Raw genomic sequence first — 20,236 nt, 5'->3', positions numbered from 1 at the left:
CAGGAGAGTCGATCATGAGCAACTTCAGGCTCCCGGGTGACTTCCGGGCTCCGTCCGTTCCCCAGTCGCGGTACATCCTCCCGTCGTACGTCGAGCGCACCAGCTACGGCGTCAAGGAGTCGAACCCGTACAACAAGCTGTACGAGGAGCGCGTCATCTTCCTCGGCGTGCAGGTGGACGACGCTTCGGCCAACGACGTGATGGCCCAGCTGCTGCACCTCGAGCACGAGGACCCGGACCGCGACATCCTGATCTACATCAACTCGCCGGGTGGCTCGTTCACCTCGCTGATGGCGATCTACGACACCATGCAGTTCGTCCGCCCGGACATCCAGACCTACTGCCTCGGCCAGGCCGCCTCCGCGGCCGCGGTGCTGCTGGGGGCCGGTACCCCGGGCAAGCGCTACGCGCTGCCCAACTCGCGGGTGCTGATCCACCAGCCCGCCACCGAGGGCACCTACGGCCAGGTCTCCGACCTGGAGATCCAGGCGAACGAGATCCAGCGGGTGCGGCGCCAGATGGAGGTCATCCTCGGCAAGCACACCGGCAAGGACCCGGATCAGATCCGCAAGGACATCGAGCGGGACAAGATCCTCACCGCCGAAGAGGCCAAGTCGTACGGCATCATCGACGAAGTGCTGCCGTACCGTAAGGCGTCGGCTCTGTAGATCCGCCAGGCCGGTGTGTGTCAGGAAGACGACATACACCGGCACTCTGGTTTAGGGTCGTCCTTCTGACGTGCTCCCGGTGCCCGTGGGTGTTCCCGCCCACGGCATCGGACGGGTACCGTCAGTGGCAATGCGTGAGGCTCCGCCCGGTCGCTCGCGGCCGAGGGGTCGCACCGTCGCAACACACGTCAGGCGCGGACAACCGCGCCGGAGGGGACGAGGTCAACGGCCATGGCACGGATCGGTGACGGCGGAGACCTGCTGAAGTGTTCTTTCTGCGGGAAGAGCCAAAAGCAGGTGAAGAAGCTCATTGCCGGCCCCGGGGTCTACATCTGCGATGAGTGCATCGACCTCTGCAATGAGATCATCGAGGAGGAGCTGGCCGAAGCCGGCGACGTCAAACTCGACGAGCTGCCCAAGCCCGCCGACATCCACGAGTTCCTCGAGCAGTACATCATCGGCCAGAACGACGCCAAGCGGACCCTCGCGGTAGCGGTCTACAACCACTACAAGCGGATCCAGGCGGACGACAAGGCCGGTCCCAAGGACTCCAAGGAGGAGTCCGTCGAGCTCGCCAAGTCGAACATCCTGATGCTCGGCCCCACCGGGTGCGGCAAGACCTACCTCGCCCAGACCCTGGCGAAGATGCTGAACGTCCCGTTCGCGATCGCGGACGCCACGGCGCTCACCGAAGCCGGGTACGTCGGCGAGGACGTCGAGAACATCCTGCTCAAGCTCATCCAGGCGGCGGACTACGACGTCAAGCGGGCCGAGACCGGGATCATCTACATCGACGAGGTCGACAAGATCGCCCGCAAGTCGGAGAACCCCTCGATCACGCGGGACGTCTCCGGCGAGGGTGTGCAGCAGGCGCTGCTGAAGATCCTCGAAGGCACCACCGCCTCCGTCCCGCCGCAGGGCGGCCGGAAGCACCCGCACCAGGAGTTCATCCAGATCGACACGACGAACGTGCTGTTCATCGTGGCCGGCGCGTTCGCCGGGCTGGAGAAGATCATCAACGAGCGGGTCGGCAAGCGTGGCCTCGGCTTCGGCGCGGAGATCCGCACCAAGTCCGAGATCGAGGAGAGCGACGTCTTCTCGGACACCATGCCCGAGGACCTGATCAAGTTCGGGCTGATCCCGGAGTTCATCGGCCGGCTCCCGGTCGTGGCGACGGTCAGTCACCTGGACAAGGAATCGCTGGTCAGCATCCTCACCCAGCCGCGCAACGCCCTGGTGAAGCAGTACAAGAAGCTCTTCGAGATGGACAACGTCGAGCTCGAGTTCACCAAGACCGCGCTCGAAGCGATCGCCGACCAGGCGGTCCTGCGCGGGACCGGTGCTCGCGGGCTGCGCGCCATCATGGAAGAAGTGCTCCAGCCGGTGATGTACGACATCCCGAGCCGCGACGACGTGGCGAAGGTCGTCATCACCGAGCAAACCGTCCGGGAGAACGTGAACCCGACGATCGTCGCCCGGCAGCCGACTCGGCGCGCTCGCAGCGAGCGTGGCGAGAAGTCGGCCTGACCCGGCCGTCTCCGGGCACCCGGCCCGGAGACCCGACAGGAAAGCTGAATGACTGCTGACTCTTTCCCGGGTACCGGGGGTACGGCCCCTGGCGGAGGCGTGCAGGCACCGCCTCCGCCGGAGCCGTCCCCGGTGCTCGCCGGGGACGCTCCGGCCGGGAGGCCGCTCGGGTTCCGTGAGCTGAGCGAACGCGTGATCGCGTCCGCCTTCGAGGGGTACCGGTGGCTGAACCGCGTCCTGATGGGCGTGCTGGCCGTCTGCACGGGCACCTGCGTGGTGGCCGTCGTCGCCCGGCTGTCGCCGTTGCCCCTGATCCCGGTGCCGCTGTTCCTCGTCGCCGGCTACGGCCTCTGGCAGGCCCGCGGCGTCCGGGACCGGCGTCAGCTGTTCAGCTGGATCCTCCTCTTCGGCCTCGCCACCATCGTGGGCTTCTGGCTGATCTCCGTCGTCGGCCGCTGGGTGGAGTGACCGGATTCCTCCGCCCGGTCCGTTTGAAGTTCACGGTGCCGGGGTAGCACCCTCCCGTGGTAGATGCCCTCGGCCCCTTTCGGCATCCGGCACTGTTCTACAGCGGTGACAGTGAGTACCTGGACGGCGTCGTTCCGTTCCTCCTCGAAGGCCTCGACCGGGGCGAACCGGTCGCCGTCGCCGTTCCCGGCCGCAACCTCCTGCTCGCCGAGAAGGCCCTCGGTCCCCGTTCGGGCGAAGTCCGGCTGATCGACCTGCACCAAGCGGGCCGCAACCCCGGCGCGATCCTGCCGACGGTCCTGCTCGCCTTCGCGGGCGAGCACGCGGGCCCGGTGCGGATCGTGGTCGAGCCGATCTGGCGCGGCCGGACCGCCGCCGAGTACCCGGCGTGCGTGCTGCACGAAGCGCTCATCAACACGGCCTTCGCGGGGCGGGCCGTCGCGGTCCTCTGCCCGTACGACACGGCGCTGGCCCCCGGCGTCCTGGCCGACGCCGGCCGCACTCACCCCGAGCTGTGGGAGCCGGCGGGCCGGTCGGTCAGCCCGCACTACGACCCCGACCGCGTCCGCGCCGACCTCACACGGCCCCTCGAATCCCCGGCGGCCGCCGTCGAGCGCGAGTTCGACGTGGGCCAGCTGGCGACGTTGCGGGGCTTCACGGAGATCTGGGCGGCCCGCCACGGCCTGCGCCGCCCGCGCCGGGACGACTTCGCGCTGGCGATCGCCGAGCTGACCACGAACAGCGTGCTCTACGGCGGCGGCACCGGCATCCTGCGGCTATGGGCGGAGGACGAGCACGTCGTCGCGGAGGTCACCGACGACGGCACGATCACCGAGCCACTGGCCGGCCGCGTCCCACCCCCGGCCGCGACCCTCGGCGGGCGCGGGTTGCTGCTGGTCAACCGCCTGGCCGACCTGGTCCGCACGTACTGGGTCCCGGGCCGCACGACGACCCGGGTCCACTTCCGCTGCTGAAGGCCCGCAGAGGGTCGGCTCACGTACCTGGACAGTCGGCCCACGTACCTGGACAGTCGGCTCGCGTACCCGGACGGTCGGACCACGAGCCGACCCTCTGGGTACGCGAGCCGACCCTCTGGGTACGCGAGCCGACCCTCTGGGTACGTGGGCCGACTCTCTGGGTACGTGGGTCAGGCGCTGGTGCGGGGGACGTGCTTGCCCAGGAAGCTGACCAGACTGGGCACCACCGTCTTGTTGAACGTGTCCCCGTGCTTGCCGTGGGCCGTGTGGGCGACCGCCGGGTGGGCCGCGTCGATGTAGCGGCGGACGCCGGTGATGAACGAGTCCTCCGTGCCGCACCAGATGGCGTTCGGCACGCTCGCCGTCTCGGCGATGTGGCGCAGCGGGTCGAGGGACACCCAGTCCTCCATGCCCGTGAAGATGTGGCGCTTCTCCATCTCCGGCCAGTTCGTGATGAGGGCCGGTGCCAGCGTGGCGACCGCCGCGGGCGGCTGACGGCGTTCCACCCGGCGGCGGCTGTACAGCAGCGCGCCGAACCCGCCCATCGAGACGCCCGTGCAGGCGAACGGCTGGCCCGTGTCGCCCGCGAAGCCGCGCGCGCGGAGCCACTGGGGGACCTCTTCGAGCAGCATCGCCATCGGGTCGTCGTTCGGGTGCACCTGGTGCCAGTAGTTGTCGCCGCCGTCGACGGCCACGAAGCCGTACGCCGGGACGGCCTTGCGGGCGACGTCGCTGGAGAGCTGCTTGAGCGTGCCGGTTGGGGCCGCGCTGCGGGCGTTGCCGTGCAGGCCGTGCAGCATCAGCGACATCGGCAGCCCGCGTGGCGGGGTCTTCGACGGCAGCAGGAACACCAGGTCGACCATCCGGCCGCGGGCCGCGGAGTAGACGCGCTCGACGCGCGTGCTGCCCAGCTGGGTCGTCGGGTTCGAGGACGCCACGCCCAGCGCCCGCTGCAGGGCCTGGCTGAAGGGCAGCTTGCCGGTGGCGGTGCCCGCGGCGAGGCCGGCCACGGCCACCCCGGACGCGCCCGCGATCAGCACCGAACGGCGGCTCAGCCACCGCCGGGCGTCCCGGACCGCCGCGCTCCCCAGCGTCGGCGGCGCTTCGGGGCCCTCTCCGGAATCGGAAACCCCGCCTTCGGCTCGCGCCTCAGCGGGGCTTTCGCCGGGCTTCGTCCCGGCCGCCGTGTCAGAGCCGGCACCGATCGGCGTCTCGGGGCCCTCCCCGGCCCCGGAAACCCCCGCTTCGGGGCGTGCCCCGGCCGCGGCCTGAGGCTCGGCCTCGGGCCGCGGCGCGTCGCCCCGGTCCCCGTCTTCCTCGTTCACCTGTCTCCGTCCCCCGCTTGCCACTTCCTGGGACGCCGCGCACCCGCTCCGCGTTCCCCCGCGTCCTGCCCTCCGCCGGGTTGGTCGTTCCCACCCTGCCCGGCGTTTCCGATCCGCGCGCGCCAAGCCGCTTTCGCGGCCTCGGACGAGCGTCCGGCCTGGTCCACAGTGTCCCCGAGCCCCACCGCGAGGGTGACGCCCAGGGGTATCAAGATGTGGTCTATACCCTGTTCGCCGGGCCCGAAGTGCCCGGACGCCTCCAATGTGACGAAACCGTGCAGTGCGCTCCACAACTGCGCCGCCGCCTGGTACTTGTCGGCCGGCCGGAACCGCCCGGCCTCGATGGCCCGTTCGGTCGCCCGGACGATGTGCTCGAACGCCTCCAGACCCTCCTGAGCGGCTTCGCGGCCCTCCTCGGTGGTGAGGTCGGAGAGCGTCGCGCGCTTGCCGCCGGGCGCGCTCTGCCCGAACGTCACGGCGAACAGCTGCGGCTGCTCGGCGACGGCCTGCCGGTAGGTGCGGGCCAGGGAAAAGATGTCCGCCACCGGGTCGTCGGTCGCCGTGACCGCGCCCAGCCACGCGGACAGCCGCAGGAACCCCACCCGCGCCACCTCGTCGACCAGCGCCGCCATGCCCCCGAAGTGCGTGTAGACGGCCATCGTCGAGACGCCGACCTCCGCGGCCAGCTTGCGGGCCTGCAGCGCCTCGGGGCCGCCGTCGTCGAGCAGCCGGATAGCGGCGTCGACGAGCCGGTCCTTGACTTCGGTCGCGCGCGGTTTCGGGCTCATGCTTGCCAGTATCCCATAACCCTGTTATAAATGAAGCTATAACCGAGTTATGGCACGTTCTGAGGGGTCAGCCATGGGCACCAAGTTCCTCGAAGGCAACTTCGCCCCGGTCAGCCGGGAGCACACGATCACCGAGCTGGCCGTCACGGGGTCGATCCCGGACTTCCTCGACGGCCGCTACCTGCGCAACGGCCCGAACCCGCTGTCCGAAGTGGACCCGGCGGCCTATCACTGGTTCATGGGCGACGGCATGGTCCACGGCGTCCGCCTGCGCGACGGCAAGGCCGAGTGGTACCGCAACCGCTGGGTGCGCAACCCGGCCGTCTCGGCGACGCTGGCCGGCGAGGACACGAGCCGCTACTGCGGGCTGGACGCGCTCGGTGCCAACACCAACGTCATCGGCCACGCCGGCAAGACCCTCGCCCTGGTCGAGGCGGGCGCGCCGATCTACGAGCTGACCGACGAGCTCGACACCGCCGGCCGGTGCGACTTCGACGGCACGCTCCCGGGCGGCTACACCGCCCACCCGAAGCGCGACCCGCGCACCGGCGAGCTGCACGCCGTCTCGTACTTCTTCGGCATGGGCAACAAGGTCCAGTACTCCGTGATCGACGCCGCCGGCCGCGCCCGCCGCACGGTCGACGTCGAGGTCACCGGCTCGCCGATGATGCACGACTTCTCCCTGACCGAGCGGTACGTCGTGTTCTACGACCTGCCCGTGACGTTCAACGCCGAGATGGCCGTGGCCGCCAACGTGCCCAGTGCGCTGCGCACGCCCGCGAAGCTGGTGCTCTCGGCCATGGTCGGCAAGGTGCGCGTGCCGGACCCGGTCTCCGCGATGATGGCCCGCAAGATCGGCGCGAACGGCGGCCTGCCCTACCGCTGGGACCCGAAGTACCCGGCGCGGATCGGCGTCATGCCGCGCGAAGGCGGCAACGGCGACGTCCGCTGGTTCGACGTCGAGCCCTGCTACGTCTTCCACCCGCTCAACGCCTACGACGACGGTGACGGCATCGTCCTGGAGGTCGTCCGCCACCCGCGGATGTTCGACCGCGAGCTGCACGGCCCGGACGAGGGCGGCCCGACGCTGGACCGCTGGACCGTCGACCTCGCCGCCGGGAAGGTCATCGAGGAGCGCCTCGACGACCGCGGCCAGGAGTTCCCGCGCGTGGACGAGCGGCTCGTCGGCCGCCGCCACCGCTACGGTTACGCGATCGCCACGGACGGCGGCGCGACCCCGGCCGGCTCGCTGTTCAAGCACGACTTCCGGACCGGTTCGGCGCAGGAGCGCGCGTTCGGCGGCGGACGTCAGCCCGGCGAGTTCGTGTTCGTCCCGTGCCACGACGACGCGGCCGAGGACGACGGCGTGCTGATCGGCTTCGTCTTCGACCCGGCGACGCAGCGCAGCGACCTGACCCTGCTCGACGCGGGGACGCTGGAGACGGTGGCCGCGGTCCACCTGCCGGACCGCGTGCCCCACGGCTTCCACGGCAACTGGGTGCCGGCTACGCCTTGAGGATGACGCCGCGGGGGAAATGCGTCCCGCGGCCGACGCGGCCCGCCGTCGCGCGCTCCTGACGTCGGTGCCTCACCAGCACCGAGCAAGGGGGACGACATGCGATTCACGGCGGTTCTGGCCGTGCTGGCGGGACTTCTGGCCCTGCCCGCACCGGCGTCGGCGAGCGAGACGCCGTACCTGCCGAAGCCGACCGGCGCGCAGCCGGTCGGCGTGACCACCCTCGACCTGACCGACACCTCGCGGCCCGATCCGTGGGTCCCGAGCGTGAAAGCGCGGGAACTGATGGTGTCCGTGTGGTACCCGGCAGCCGCGCCGGGACGGCACCGGTCCCAGTACATGACACCCGAGGAGTCCGGGCTCCTGCTCGCCGACGGCGGGATCACCACGCTGCCGCCGGACATCCTGAGCACGACCCGCACCAACGCCTACACCGACGTCCGGCCCGCCGGACGCGAGCACAGCCTGCCGCTCGTCGTGCTTTCACCCGGGTTCAAGCACGGGCGCGGCACTATGACCGGCCTCGCCGAGGACCTGGCGAGCCACGGGTACGTGGTCGCCGCGGTCGACCACACCTACGAGAGCGTCGGCACGAGCTTTCCCGGCGGCCGGGTCACCACCTGCGCCGCCTGCGACGTCCCGGAGCGCGACGAGGCCTACTGGCGGAAAGTGGATGAAGGACGGGCGAAGGACGTCTCCTTCGTGCTCGACGAGCTGACCGGGGCCCGGCCGGAGTGGGCCGGCGCGGGCCTGATCGACCGGTCGCGGATCGCCATGGCCGGGCACTCGGCGGGCGGGACGGCGGCCATCATCGCGATGCTCACCGATCCCCGGATCAAGGCCGGGATCGACCTCGACGGCTCCCCGAACCCCGTGCCACGGGACCTGTCCGGGCCGTTCCTGCTGCTGGGCCGCGTCGAGCAGTACACGCCCGGGAGCGGCCCGGCCGCTTCGACCTGGGAGGCCGCTTGGCCGCGGCTGACGGGCTGGAAGCGCTGGATCCTGGTCGACGGCGCGGTGCACCAGTCGTTCAGCGACCTCGCCCTGCTGACCGACGAAGTCGGTATCCCCACCGGCGCCACCCTGCCCGGCGCGCGGGGCCTGGCGATCACGCGGGACTACACGCGGGCCTTCCTCGACCTGCACCTGCGCCACCGGCCGCGGCCCGTGCTGGACGGGCCGTCGGCGGCCCACCCCGAAGTCGCCTTCTGCGACCCGGGAGGGTGTTCCTAGGTCAGGACCCGGTGGTCGCCGGTGTAGAGGTTCATCGACTCGCCGCGCAGGAAGCCGATGAGGGTCATGCCGTTCTCCTCGGCCAGTTCGACGGCCAGCGACGACGGCGCGGACACCGCGGCCAGCAAGCCGATCCCGGCCATCGCCGCTTTCTGCACCAGCTCGAAGGACACGCGCCCGGACACCAGCAGACCGTGTCCGGGCGCGGGGATCCGGCCCGCCATGACGGCCCAGCCGAGCACCTTGTCGACCGCGTTGTGCCGGCCGACGTCCTCGCGCACGACGTCGAGCCCGCCGCCGGTGGTGAACAGGGCCGCCGCGTGCAGCCCGCCGGTACTGGCGAACACCTTCTGCTGAGCGCGCAACGCGTCCGGCAGCGTGGCGAGCGTCTCGCTCTTCACCGCGAAGGGGGCGTCGGCGGGGGAGTAGCGCGTCTTGAGCTTGACCGCGTCGAGCGCGGCCTTGCCGCAGACCCCGCACGACGACGTCGTGTAGAAGTTGCGCTCGACGCCGACGTCCGGCGGCGGCACGCCGGCCGCGAGCGCGATGTCGAGGACGTTGTAGGTGTTGCGGCCCTGGTCGTCGACGCCGTCGCAGTAGCGGGCGACCGCGATGTCCTCGCGGCCGCCGATCACGCCTTCGGACAGCAGGAAGCCGTGGGCCAGCTCGACGTCGTGGCCCGGGGTGCGCATGGTCACCGACAGCGCGCGGCCGCCGACCCGCAGCTCCAGGGGTTCTTCGGCGGCCAGCGAGTCGGGCCGCCGCCGGTCCCCGGTCGCGGTGATCCGCCGCACCGGCCGCCGCACGGTCACCCTGCCCATCGCTCGCACCCTTCGCCGCCGGAAAGTTTGACACTCGCATGGTGCAACACCGGGTATTTAGTAATACATTCCCTCCATCATCCCCACTCTAGGAGAGGGATCCGATGGCTCTCGGCTTCCTGGACCGTTCCCGGATCGTCGCACCCCCAGGCTGGACGCGCTGGCTGGTGCCCCCGGCGGCCCTCTCGGTGCACCTGTCGATCGGGCAGGCCTACGCGTGGAGCGTCTTCAAGACCCCGCTCGAAAAGACGATGCACCTCACCGGCACGCAGAGTTCGCTGCCGTTCCAGCTCGGCATCGTCATGCTCGGGCTGTCCGCCGCGTTCGGCGGCACGCTCGTCGAGAAGAACGGCCCGCGCTGGGCCATGTTCGTCTCGATGTGCTGCTTCGCCACCGGATTCCTCGTCTCGGCACTCGGTGTCGCGACCGGGCAGTTCTGGCTCGTCGTCGTCGGATACGGCGCGATCGGCGGCGTCGGCCTCGGAATCGGCTACATCTCCCCGGTTTCGACGCTGATCAAGTGGTTCCCGGACCGGCCGGGCATGGCCACCGGCATCGCCATCATGGGCTTCGGCGGCGGCGCGCTGATCGCGTCGCCGTGGTCGTCGTCGATGATCGGCACCACGCCGACCACCGGCAGCATCGCGACGGCGTTCCTGATCCACGGCGTCGTCTACGCGGCGTTCATGTCGCTCGGCTGGCTGATCGTGCGGGTGCCGGCCGAGGGCTGGAAACCGGCGGGCTGGGAGCCGAAGGCCGACCACGGCCGGGCGATGATCTCCACCGCGAACGTCTCGGCGGCCAACGCCATCAAGACGCCGCAGTTCTGGCTGCTGTGGGTGGTGCTGTGCTTCAACGTCACCGCGGGCATCGGGATCCTGGAGAAGGCGTCCCCGATGATCGTGGACTTCTTCAAGAGCACCTCGACCCCGGTCGGCACGGCCGCGGCAGCGGGGTTCGTCGCACTGCTGTCGCTGTGCAACATGCTCGGCCGGTTCGTCTGGTCGTCCACATCGGACGCGATCGGGCGCAAGAACATCTACCGCACCTACCTCGGCGTCGGCGCGGTGCTGTACCTGGTGATCGCGCTGACGTCGAATTCGTCGAAGCTCGTGTTCATCCTGTGCGCCATGGTGATCCTGTCGTTCTACGGCGGCGGGTTCGCGACGATCCCGGCGTACCTGAAGGACCTCTTCGGCACCTACCAGGTCGGCGCGATCCACGGCCGGCTGCTCACGGCGTGGTCGGTCGCCGGCGTGCTCGGCCCGCTGATCGTCAACGCCATCGCCGACAGCGAGAAGTCGGCCGGCAAGTCCGGCCCGGACCTCTACGCGACGTCGTTCTACATCATGATCGGCCTGCTGGTGGTCGGCTTCGTGGCCAACGAGCTGGTGCGGCCGGTGAAGGCGAAGTTCCACGAGCCCGCCGCGGCGGGCGAGACCGCGAAGAGCGAGGCGTGATGAGCGAGCAGAAAGCCGGGCCCAACCGCGTCCCGCTGATCGTGCTGGCCTGGGCGTGGGTCGTGCTGCCCTTCGCCTACGGCATCTACCAGCTGTTCCTGAAACTGGTGCAGCTCTTCGGCTGACCGGCGTGCCCGGGACCACCGCGAGTGGTCCCGGGCACACCTTTGATGTCTCAATGTTGACATTAAGACATTATCGCTCCAGGCTGGTGACAGCCGACCCTGTTGGAGGACCGCTGTGACCCGTCCCGCCTTCCATCTCGCCATCCCCGTCGACGACCTGGGCCGCGCCCGCGCCTTCTACGGCGGCGTGCTCGGCCTGAGCGAAGGCCGCTCCGCCGGCAAGTGGGTCGACTGGGACTTCCGCGGTCACCAGGTCGTCACGCACGTCGTCGCCGGCGCGCGTGCCGAAGCCGGGCGCAACCCCGTCGACGGCCACGACGTCCCGGTGCCGCACTTCGGGCTGGTGCTGACCGTCGAGGACTTCCACGTCCTGGCCGAACGGCTGCGCGACGCGGGCACCGAGTTCGTCATCGAGCCCTACCAGCGCTTCGCCGGGGAGCCGGGTGAGCAGTGGACGATGTTCCTGCACGACCCGGCCGGGAACGCCTTGGAGTTCAAGGCGTTCCGCGACGAGTCGCAGTTGTTCGCGCTGTGAGCGGACTCGGGAACGGCGTCCTCGTCACCGGGGCGTCCCGCGGGATCGGGCGCGCGGTGGCCGGCGCCTTCGCCGCGAACGGCCATCGCGTCGCCGTCCACTACGGCACCCGGCGGGCCGACGCCGAGGCGACGCTCGCCGCCCTGCCCGGCGACGGGCACGTGCTCGTCACCGGTGACCTCGCCGACCCGGCGGCCGCCCAGCGGATCGCCGACACGGCCGAGGCCGGGCTCGGCGGCGTCGACATCCTGGTGAACAACGCCGGCGTCGCGCCGACGCCGGAGACCGCCCACCCCGTCACCGGGGTGTCCTACGCGGACTGGCAGCGGATCTGGCGGCACACGGTCGACGTCAACCTGCTGGGCGCGGCCAACCTCAGCTACTGCGTCGCCCGGCACCTGATGACCCGCGGGGTGCCCGGCCGGATCGTCAACGTCGGCTCACGCGGCGCGTTCCGCGGCGAGCCCGACAACCCGGCGTACGGCGCGAGCAAGGCCGCCCTGCACGCGTTCGGCCAGTCCCTCGCGGTTTCGCTGGCGCCGCACGGGATCGCGGTGACGTCCGTGGCGCCCGGCTTCACCGCCACCGAGCGCCAGCTGGACCGCATCGACGACGCGTTGCGCGCGCAGAGCCCGTTCGGTCGCGTCGGGACGCCCGAGGAGGTCGCGGCGGCCGTGCTGTACCTGGCTTCCGCCGACGCGACCTGGGCGTCCGGCGCGATCCTCGACCTCAACGGAGCGTCCCACCTGCGTATGTGACGTGGCTCACCGGTGCAGCAGATCGGGCGGCGACGACGTCAGGAGGGCGTGCATCCACTGGGGAAAGTCGTCGTCGCCGGGGTCGCCGTGATCGTCTTCTGCGGCACGGCCTACGGCTACGCGAACCTGCGCTCGCTCGACGAGGTCACCCGCGACGACGTGATCGGCGCCGCGGCGAAACCGGGCGAGCAGCCGGCCGACGGCTCGCTGGACATCCTGCTGGTCGGCCGCGACTCGCGGACCGACCTGCAGGGCAACCCGCTGCCGGCGGACATGCTGCGGGAGCTGCGCGTGGGCCCGAACGGCGACGACCTCACCGACACCCTCATCGTGCTGCGGATCCCGAACGGCACGAAGGAGGTCAAGGCGTTCTCGATCCCGCGGGACAGCTACGTCTCGATGCCGGGCGGCAAGGGGAAGATCAACGCCGCGTTCGGGCGTGCCAAGGCCGCGGAAGCGCGCAACCGCCGGGAGGCGGGGGAGACGGACAAGGCGAAGATCGACCAGGAGGCCCTGACCGCGGCCCGCCGCGCGACGCGGCAGGCGGTCGAGGACCTCACCGGCGTCACGATCGACCACTTCGCCGAGGTCAACCTGCTGAGCTTCTCCGAGATCAGCAAGGCGGTCGGCGGCGTCGACGTCTGCCTGAAGGCGGACACGAAGGACAAGAACTCGGGGGCGGACTTCAAGGCGGGCCCCCAGCGGATCGCGGGCCCGGACGCGCTGGCCTTCGTGCGCCAGCGCGACTACGTCAAGGGCGGCGACCTTGGCCGCGCCCGGCGGCAGCAGGTCTTCCTGGCGGGGCTGGCGAAGCAGGTGCTGTCGTCGGGGACGCTGAGCGACCCGGGCAAGCTGTCGGACCTCATCGACGCGGTGAAGCGCTCGGTGGTCCTCGACGGGTCCTGGAACCTGCTCGACTTCGTCGCGCAGATGCGCGGGGTTTCCGGCGGTGGCATCGAGTTCGCGACGATCCCGACGGTCAACGTGGACTACCGGTACAACCCGGCCAACCCGCAGGCGACCGCGGTGCAGGTGGATCCGGCTCAGGTCAAGGCGTTCGCGGCGGGGCTGATCGGCGCGCCCGTGCCCGCCGCGCCCGCGCCGATCGTCGATGTGTCCAACGCGAGCGGACGCTCGGGCCTGGCCGCACGAGTCGGGGATCTTCTGCGGGACAACGGATTCGCGCCGGGAACGGCGGGCAACACGGCCTCGCGCCGGACGTCGTTGGTCCGTTTCGGCCCGGACCTCGCGGACCGGGGCGCGGACGTGGCGAAGCTCCTGGGCGGGTTGACGACCCAGCAGGCGTCCTCGGTCCCGGCGGGCCACATCGAGGTGGTGCTGGGAACAGTGTATTCGGGCCCCGGAATCGCGGGCGGCGGCGGTGCGCCGGGCGGCGACGAACCGATCACATCGGGCGGAGTCGTCTGCGTGGACTGAGCCGCGCTGGTCATTTTCCCGAAACGCGTCGAAGTTGTTTTCTCCTGGCGGGGACCGGACCACAGTGGACCACTTGCGATGGTGGTCCTTGACGCTGCTGTCCTGGTGAGGCAGGGTTCATCGAACCGTGAAACCTCGGGTGCCGAACGGTTTCGGCGCCGCTCCACCGCGACTGATCACCGGATCGGCGATCATCAGGAAAACCAATTTCCACCGTTTTCGTCCCAGGAAAACCGAATGCGCAGAAGCTCCGTCCGCCAATGGTGGTGGACACTTCCGATGATCGCTTCAGCCGTTCTGCTCGCCGGCTGCCAGTCGACGTCCGGGACGGTGCACTACCCCGATGCCGTGGACGCCTGCAAGCTGCCCGGGCCGGACATCCTCAAGCAGCTCGCGCCCGGGACCGTCGAGATCCCGGCCGGCTCGATCAAGACGGTCGACACCAGAGTCGTGCCCGAGGACCGTTCCAGCGCCGGCAACGAGCTGACCAGCTGCAAGCGCCTGTTCGCCCGCGATCTCGGCGGCGGGAAGGCGAACCTGCAGGACTACCGGATCGTGACGATCGCCGTCGTGCGGTTCACCGCGTCCGACGCCGCCGAAGCGGCCGCCAAGGCCACCCAGCTGATGACCGACGCCCTCGGCGATCACTCGGGCGTGCGGCTCGCCACCGGCGTCGGCGACGAGGCCGGGTTCTCCGAGCAGTGGGCGGCCGTGCGCACCGGCAACGTCGTGCTCGGCCTGGCCATCGCCGACGGCGGGACCGAGGCCGCGCTGATCCCGCCGGCCACGCTCGACAACGTCCAGGCCATGGTCACCGACATGACCGGCACCCTGCGCCGGGACTACCAAGGCTGACCATCAGGGCTGCGGCTCGAGCCGCACCACGATCGCCTTGGACACCGGCGTGTTCGACTTGTCGGCCACCGAGCCGAGCGGCACGAGCGCGTTCGCCTCGGGGAAGTACGCCGCCGCGCAGCCGCGGGCCGTCGGGTAGGACACCACCCGGAACGCCGGGGCGCGGCGGTCGCCGTCGTGCCATTCCGACACGAGGTCGACCATCGCGGCGTCCGCCAGCCCCAGCGCGGCCAGGTCGTCCGGGTTGACGAGCACGACGCGGCGGGCGTTCTCGATCCCGCGGTAGCGGTCGGACAGGCCGTAGATCGTGGTGTTGTACTGGTCGTGGCTGCGCATCGTCTGCAGCAGCAGCCGGCCTTCGGGCACCTTCGGGTACTCCAGTCCGGACACCGTGAAGTTGGCCTTGCCGTTGGCCGTGCCGCTGAACTCGCGGGAGTCGCGCGGCGCGTTCGGCAGCACGAACCCGTCCGGCTCGCGGACGCGGCGGTTGTAGTCGGCGCAGCCGGTCACGACCCGCGCGATCCGGTCGCGGATCAGGTCGTAGTCGCCTTCGAACGTCCGCCACGGCACCGCGTGCCCCGCGCCGAGCAGCTTCTCCGCCAGCCGGCAGACGATCGCGACCTCGGACAGCAGGTGCTCGCTCGCCGGCTTCAGCCGTCCGTGGGAGGCGTGCACCTGCGACATCGAGTCCTCGACCGTGACGAACTGCTCGCCCGCGGCCTGGACGTCGCGCTCGGTGCGGCCGAGCGTCGGCAGGACCAGCGCCGTGCGGCCGTGCACGACGTGCGAGCGGTTCAGCTTCGTCGAGACGTGCACGGTCAGCGAGCACGACTGGAGCGCCTTCTCGGTCGCCTCCGTGTCCGGCGTAGCCGAGGCGAAGTTGCCGCCCACGGCGAAGAAGACCTTGCCGCGGCCGTCGCGCATCGCGTGGATCGAGTCGACGGTGTCGAGGCCGTGCTCGCGCGGGACGTCGATGCCGAACTCGCCGGCGAGGGCGTCCATGAAGGACTGCGGCATCTTCTCCCAGATGCCCATCGTCCGGTCGCCCTGGACGTTCGAGTGCCCGCGCACCGGGCACAGGCCCGCGCCCGGCTTGCCGATCATCCCGCGCATCAACGCCAGGTTCGCGATCTCGGAGATCGTCGGGACCGCGTGCTTGTGCTGCGTCAGGCCCATCGCCCAGCAGTAGATCGTCCGCTCCGACGACGCGATCATCCGCGCGACGCGCTCGATCTGCTCCCGCTCCAGGCCCGTCGCCCGCTCGACTTCGGCCCAGTCGATCTCGCGCAGGTGCTTGGCGTAGTCGTCGAAGTACTCGGTCGAGTGCTGGACGAACTCCCGGTCGACGATCGCGCCCGGCGCCTGCTCGTCCCAGGTCAGCAGCAGGTGCCCGACGGCCTGGAACAGCGCCAGGTCGCCGCCGAGGCGGATCTGGGCGAACTCGTCGGCCAGCGGCGTGCCCTTGCCGACGACGCCGCGGACGTTCTGCGGGTTCTTGAACCGCATCAGCCCGGCTTCGGGCAGCGGGTTGACCGCGATGATCTTCGCGCCGTTGCCCTTGGCCTCCTCCAGCGCCGAGAGCATGCGCGGGTGGTTGGTGCCCGGGTTCTGTCCGACGACGACGATCAGGTCGGCCTTGTGGATGTCGGCCAGGCTCACCGAGCCCTTGCCGATGCCGGTGGTCGCCTGCAGCGCCGCGCCCGAGGACTCGTGGCACATGTTCGAGCAGTCCGGCAGGTTGTTGGTGCCGAACGAGCGCACCATCAGCTGGTAGAGGAACGCGGCTTCGTTGCTGGTCCGGCCCGAGGTGTAGAAGAACGCCTCGTTCGGGTCGGTCAGGGCCTTCAGCTCGCCCGCGACCAGCTCGAAGGCGTCGTCCCAGGAGATCGGTTCGTAGTGCGACGCGCCTTCGCGCAGCACGAACGGTTCGGTGATCCGGCCCTGCTGGCCCAGCCAGTAGTCGGTCTTCTCCCGCAGTTCGGCGATCGGGTGCGCGGCGAAGAACTCCCGGCCGACCCGCCTTTTCGTCGCCTCCTCGGCGACGGCCTTCGCCCCGTTTTCGCAGAACTCGGCCAGCTTGCGGTGTTCCCCGTCGACCTCGCGGGGCTCCGGCCACGCGCAGCCCGGGCAGTCGAAGCCCTGCCGCTGGTTCAGCAGCCGCAGCGCCTTGACCGTCCGGCCGGTGCCCATCTGCTCGACGCTGCGCAGGAGCGACACGGCCACGCCGGGTATACCGGCCGCCCAGCCCTTCGGCTTGTGCACTTCGAGCCGGTCCTCGTCCACGTCCTGTGCCGGCGCCTCACGGGTCATGTGTTCATGGTGCGCCCCGATGACCGTTCACGCGACCAGGGGGTCGGTCACACCACCGACACGTCACTTTCCCTGGGAAAGATGCGCCGTCAGCCCCGTGAGACGTCACTTTCCCTAGGAAAGATGCATCGCCTCACGCGGATTTCACGCCGGCGGCGGTGGTGGCGCGCAGTCCGCGGTCGACGACGGTGACGATGAGCAGGGCGGCGCTGATGACGATCAGCGCGATCGCCAGCCGGTGCAGCCCGGCCGAGTCGGCGTGCGGGCCATAACAGAGCGCGATGAGCGTCGAGGCCACGATCGCGCCCAGGTACTGGGCAGTGCGGAACAGGCCGCTCGCCGTGCCCATCTGCTCGGCCGGTGCCTCCTGGTACAGCGTCGTCTGGTTCGCCACGCTGGTCAGGCCCTGCGCCAGGCCGAACAGCGCGGTCAGGGCCAGCAGCGCGCCGATCCACGTGCCGTCGTGGACGACCAGCAGCAGCGCCGAGCCGCCGAGCAGCGCGATGGCGACCGTGACCAGCCGGGCCTTGATGCCGGTGCCGCGGCCGGAGAACGCGGCGGCGCACACCGCCGTGCCCGACATCGGGAGCAGCATCAGCCCGGCGGCCTCCGCGCTGAGGTGCCGCGCGGTTTCGAGCCACTGGACGTAGCCGAACATGATCGCGTAGATCGCCATGAAGCTCAGCGCCTGCCGCAGGTAGGTGCGCAGGATCGCGCCGTTGGCCGCGAGCATCCGCAGGTCCAGGAACGGGGCGGCGCGGTGCAGCTCGACCAGCGTGAACGCGACGGCGAAGGCGGCGACCACGGCGAGCAGCCACAGGTCCGCGCCGGGGTTCATCAGGAAGAGCAGCAACGCCAGCAGCGTCGCGGAGAACAGCGCGATGCCCAGGACGTCGATCGGCGCCGCCGTGCGCGCGCCGCGGTCGTCCTTCGGCACCCACAGCAGGGCCAGCACCAGCGACAACCCGGCGAGCGGGATGTTCACGGCGAAGATCGCGGGCCAGCCGAACAGGCCGATGAGCAGTCCGCCCAGCGTCGGGCCGATGACCATCACCGTCTGCGCGGACATCGACAGCAGCGACAGCACCCTCGCGGGCACGCCCTGGCCGCTCGCTTCGGCGTGGTGGCGCAATACGGCCATCGCGGCCGGGAACCCGGCGCAGGTGCCCAGCCCCAGGACCACGCGCACGCCGGTCAGCCAGCCGACCGAGAGCGGGATCATGCCGGCGATCCCGGCGACGATCACCAGCACCGCCCCGCCGAGCAGCACCCGGCGGGCGCCGTAGCGGTCCACCAGCAGCCCGACCACCGGCTGCCCGACCGCGGTGGCCAGGTAGAGCGCGGAGATCAGCCAGGCCGTCTGGCCGGGGCCGGCGCCGAAGCTCCGCCCGATCGGCACGAGCGCGACGGCGATGAGCGTGGAGTTGATCGGGTTGAGCACCGCCCCGGCCACCAGCGGGGTGACCAGGCGGGCGCCGAACTTGGCGGGAGCGGTGAGGGTGGTCGTGAGGACTCCTTCGGGTCAGTGCTGGGCGACGCGCTGCAGCAGCGGCAGGGCGCGCACGACGGTCTCGAGCTCGGCGGGGGACAGCTCGTCCACCAGCGCCTGGGCGAGCCATTCCTCGCGGTGCTGGAAGACGCCGCGCACGGTGTCGGTGCCGGCGTCGGACAGGCTGATCACCACGCGGCGCCGGTCGCCCGGGTCGGGGGTGCGGGCGAGGTAGCCCAGCTCGTCGAGGACGCCGAGGGTGGCGGCCATCGACTGCTGCCGCACGTGCTCGGCGGCGGCCAGCTCGCCCTGCGTGGCGGGGCCCCTGCGGTAGAGCCGGTTGAGCACGGCGGACTGCGACGGCGTCAGGATCCCGGCGTTGTCGACCTGGCGCAGCCGCCGGTGCAGCTGCCCGACGACCCCGCGGATCCAGCCGGCGTTCTCGGCGACGTGCGTTGGTACTTCACCCATACCCACAGCTTAGACTGCACAGTCCAGACTGTGCATCTGGCTGTGACGCACTCCTCGGCGGGAGTGCGGGAGGGTCAGTCCTTGCAGCCGTGGACGTCGGGCATGGGGAGGCTCGGGTCGTAGGCGCCGGGCACTTCCTGGTCGTCGCCGGGCAGCCCGGGCTGGTCCGGGTTGGCGTATGCGGGTGCGAGATAACCCTGCTTGAGCGCCTCGCAGCCGATCGAGTCGTAGAAGCTCCCCCCGCCGTCGCCGGGCCACAGGCCGCGGCTGCCCGCCGCGAAGTTCTTGCCCTGGCGGACGACGTAGCTCTCGTCCGACCGCACGAAACTCACGATCTCCCACGGGCCCTGCAGCCCGTCGGGGTGGACGTTGTCGAAGGCGTACGCGGTGACGTACTTGACGTCGACCACCAGCTCGCCCGGCTTCGCGCCGGCCTTCGCGGTCATCGAGCCGAACGTGCGCGGCCCCTGGTCGAGCAGGTGGTAGCCGTCGGCCAGCTCGGTGACGTAGGCCGAGAAGTCGGGCTTGGTCCCCAGCTCCTTCGCGATGGCGCCCTGGGCGTCCTTCGCGAACAGCGCCAGGTAGGCCGCGGTGTCGTGCCGGTCGAGCACGGCGGGGTCGAGCCGGGACGCCGTGATCGCCTGCTTCACCTTCGCGTAGGCGTCGCCGACCTGCGGTGCGGTGAACGACCCCATCGCGGCCGGCGCGGGGACGGTGATCCCGTCGATGCCCTTGCGCCAGACGTCCGCCGGGGTCCGCGCGTACGCGTGTTTCAGGTCCACCGGCGCGTACTGGGCGACCGAGGTCGGGTTGACCGTCGTCGGCACCGGCGTGTCCGGGGTGCCCGCTTCGCTCGCGGGCGTGCGCTGCCCGAGCGCCACGACCACCGCCGTCGTCACGGCCAGGATCAGCACGAACGCGATCAGGCCCCACCGGCGTCCCCGGCCGGGCGAAGGTGCATTCCGCCGGGCGCGCTTCTGCTGCTTGCGGAACTTCTTCCGGTCGCTCTTCGCCCCCAGCCAGGCGTCGGTCTGGGCGTGCTTGCGCCACTCCGGGTCCATCAGGTCCGGGTGCGTTTCGAGCAGGTTGTCCTCGTCCACGTGCTTCCCCCACAGTCGATGACTGATCATCGACGGAAGGACGCGTTCGTTACGCGGAAGTGTGCAGCGAGGCGCCGAAGAACAGGAACGGGTCCTCGTTGACGCCGACGCCCTGGACCTGGTGCACGACGACGGCCGCCGCGACCAGCGCGACGACGAGGAGCAGCGCGAGCAGCCCCGGCCACCGGCTGCTGCCGGGCTGCTGGGTGCCGCCGGTCCGGCGGTCGCGCTTGCGGCGTTTCCTCAGGTCCTTCTTGGCGCCCAGCCAGGCGTCCCGCTCGGCGTACTTCTGCCAGTCGGGGTTCATCAGGTCCGGGTGCGTCTCGAGGCGCCGGTCGTCCGGATCCTGCGGTTGCTGAGGCTGTGCCATCCC

General features: G+C 70.8%; 20 protein-coding genes. 12 read left to right on the top strand and 8 right to left on the bottom strand.

The window, feature by feature from the left end:
• Window positions 1–14 precede the first annotated feature (14 nt).
• The 4 genes from ACLJQZ_RS22585 (at window position 15) to ACLJQZ_RS22570 (ending at window position 3,637) form a co-directional block, all read left to right on the top strand.
• Window positions 15–668, top strand: a complete 654-nt coding sequence (locus ACLJQZ_RS22585; protein WP_326943370.1) for an ATP-dependent Clp protease proteolytic subunit — start codon at window positions 15–17, stop codon at window positions 666–668.
• Window positions 669–899: 231 nt separating this feature from the next.
• Window positions 900–2,195 carry an ATP-dependent Clp protease ATP-binding subunit ClpX gene (gene clpX / locus ACLJQZ_RS22580; RefSeq protein WP_247055283.1) on the top strand — a complete coding sequence of 432 codons (1,296 nt, stop codon included), beginning with the start codon at window positions 900–902 and terminating at the stop codon, window positions 2,193–2,195.
• 99 nt (window positions 2,196–2,294) lie between these two features.
• Window positions 2,295–2,663, top strand: coding sequence for a hypothetical protein (locus ACLJQZ_RS22575; protein ID WP_410621891.1), 369 nt, complete (start codon window positions 2,295–2,297; stop codon window positions 2,661–2,663).
• Window positions 2,664–2,719: 56 nt separating this feature from the next.
• Entirely contained in the window at window positions 2,720–3,637 is a 918-nt protein-coding gene (locus ACLJQZ_RS22570; RefSeq protein WP_410621890.1) for an anti-sigma factor RsbA family regulatory protein, read from the top strand.
• Between the two features lie 173 nt (window positions 3,638–3,810).
• On the opposite strand, the gene ACLJQZ_RS22565 is transcribed toward ACLJQZ_RS22570, so the two are convergent.
• The gene (locus tag ACLJQZ_RS22565; RefSeq protein ID WP_410622072.1) at window positions 3,811–4,731 is read right to left on the bottom strand and encodes an alpha/beta hydrolase; all 921 of its coding nucleotides are present in this window, start codon (window positions 4,729–4,731) and stop codon (window positions 3,811–3,813) included.
• Between the two features lie 230 nt (window positions 4,732–4,961).
• On the bottom strand, window positions 4,962–5,753 hold the full coding sequence (locus ACLJQZ_RS22560) for a TetR/AcrR family transcriptional regulator (RefSeq protein WP_410621889.1): 792 nt from the start codon (window positions 5,751–5,753) through the stop codon (window positions 4,962–4,964).
• Window positions 5,754–5,826: 73 nt separating this feature from the next.
• Here ACLJQZ_RS22560 and ACLJQZ_RS22555 point away from each other — a divergent pair, with 73 nt between their 5' ends.
• Window positions 5,827–7,269, top strand: coding sequence for a carotenoid oxygenase family protein (locus tag ACLJQZ_RS22555; RefSeq protein ID WP_410621888.1), 1,443 nt, complete (start codon window positions 5,827–5,829; stop codon window positions 7,267–7,269).
• 99 nt (window positions 7,270–7,368) lie between these two features.
• A complete protein-coding gene (locus tag ACLJQZ_RS22550) occupies window positions 7,369–8,502 on the top strand; it encodes an alpha/beta hydrolase family protein (RefSeq protein ID WP_410621887.1) in 1,134 nt (377 codons plus the stop codon).
• Here ACLJQZ_RS22550 and fdhD read toward each other — a convergent pair.
• Window positions 8,499–9,323 (bottom strand): formate dehydrogenase accessory sulfurtransferase FdhD, encoded by an 825-nt coding sequence (gene fdhD / locus ACLJQZ_RS22545; protein ID WP_410621886.1) that lies wholly within the window; start codon window positions 9,321–9,323, stop codon window positions 8,499–8,501. The two genes, ACLJQZ_RS22550 and fdhD, sit on opposite strands and share 4 nt — an antisense overlap.
• 104 nt (window positions 9,324–9,427) lie before the next feature.
• On the opposite strand from fdhD, the gene ACLJQZ_RS22540 reads away from it, so the two are divergent.
• The 6 genes from ACLJQZ_RS22540 to ACLJQZ_RS22515 all read left to right on the top strand — a co-directional run bounded on the left by ACLJQZ_RS22540 (window position 9,428) and on the right by ACLJQZ_RS22515 (window position 14,493).
• The gene (locus tag ACLJQZ_RS22540) at window positions 9,428–10,783 is read left to right on the top strand and encodes an OFA family MFS transporter (protein ID WP_410621885.1); all 1,356 of its coding nucleotides are present in this window, start codon (window positions 9,428–9,430) and stop codon (window positions 10,781–10,783) included.
• Window positions 10,783–10,908, top strand: a complete 126-nt coding sequence (locus ACLJQZ_RS22535) for a hypothetical protein (protein WP_410621884.1) — start codon at window positions 10,783–10,785, stop codon at window positions 10,906–10,908. The genes ACLJQZ_RS22540 and ACLJQZ_RS22535 overlap by 1 nt, the downstream gene beginning before the upstream one ends.
• 115 nt (window positions 10,909–11,023) lie before the next feature.
• A complete protein-coding gene (locus ACLJQZ_RS22530) occupies window positions 11,024–11,443 on the top strand; it encodes a VOC family protein (RefSeq protein ID WP_410621883.1) in 420 nt (139 codons plus the stop codon).
• Window positions 11,440–12,201 (top strand): SDR family NAD(P)-dependent oxidoreductase, encoded by a 762-nt coding sequence (locus ACLJQZ_RS22525; protein ID WP_410621882.1) that lies wholly within the window; start codon window positions 11,440–11,442, stop codon window positions 12,199–12,201. The genes ACLJQZ_RS22530 and ACLJQZ_RS22525 overlap by 4 nt, the downstream gene beginning before the upstream one ends.
• A gap of 48 nt (window positions 12,202–12,249) precedes the next feature.
• Window positions 12,250–13,638: an LCP family protein gene (locus ACLJQZ_RS22520; RefSeq protein ID WP_410621881.1), complete on the top strand. Its 1,389-nt coding sequence runs from the start codon at window positions 12,250–12,252 to the stop codon at window positions 13,636–13,638.
• Between the two features lie 279 nt (window positions 13,639–13,917).
• Window positions 13,918–14,493, top strand: a complete 576-nt coding sequence (locus ACLJQZ_RS22515; RefSeq protein WP_410621880.1) for a hypothetical protein — start codon at window positions 13,918–13,920, stop codon at window positions 14,491–14,493.
• Window positions 14,494–14,496: 3 nt separating this feature from the next.
• Here ACLJQZ_RS22515 and ACLJQZ_RS22510 read toward each other — a convergent pair whose 3' ends face one another.
• The 5 genes from ACLJQZ_RS22510 to ACLJQZ_RS22490 form a co-directional block, all read right to left on the bottom strand.
• The gene (locus tag ACLJQZ_RS22510) at window positions 14,497–16,803 is read right to left on the bottom strand and encodes an FdhF/YdeP family oxidoreductase (RefSeq protein WP_410621879.1); all 2,307 of its coding nucleotides are present in this window, start codon (window positions 16,801–16,803) and stop codon (window positions 14,497–14,499) included.
• Between the two features lie 133 nt (window positions 16,804–16,936).
• Window positions 16,937–18,256, bottom strand: a complete 1,320-nt coding sequence (locus tag ACLJQZ_RS22505; RefSeq protein WP_410621878.1) for an MFS transporter — start codon at window positions 18,254–18,256, stop codon at window positions 16,937–16,939.
• Window positions 18,257–18,325: 69 nt separating this feature from the next.
• Window positions 18,326–18,763, bottom strand: coding sequence for a MarR family winged helix-turn-helix transcriptional regulator (locus tag ACLJQZ_RS22500; RefSeq protein WP_410621877.1), 438 nt, complete (start codon window positions 18,761–18,763; stop codon window positions 18,326–18,328).
• A 74-nt stretch (window positions 18,764–18,837) separates the two neighbouring features.
• The gene (locus tag ACLJQZ_RS22495; protein WP_410621876.1) at window positions 18,838–19,893 is read right to left on the bottom strand and encodes a hypothetical protein; all 1,056 of its coding nucleotides are present in this window, start codon (window positions 19,891–19,893) and stop codon (window positions 18,838–18,840) included.
• A 19-nt stretch (window positions 19,894–19,912) separates the two neighbouring features.
• Window positions 19,913–20,233: a hypothetical protein gene (locus ACLJQZ_RS22490; protein ID WP_410621875.1), complete on the bottom strand. Its 321-nt coding sequence runs from the start codon at window positions 20,231–20,233 to the stop codon at window positions 19,913–19,915.
• Window positions 20,234–20,236 lie beyond the last annotated feature (3 nt).

It is taken from the genome of Amycolatopsis sp. cmx-8-4 (assembly GCF_046548675.1).
In the GTDB taxonomy this organism is placed as follows: Bacteria; Actinomycetota; Actinomycetes; order Mycobacteriales; family Pseudonocardiaceae; genus Amycolatopsis.
The sequence above is the reverse complement of the archived record's forward strand: the minus strand, read 5'-3'. Positions and strand labels throughout refer to the sequence as shown.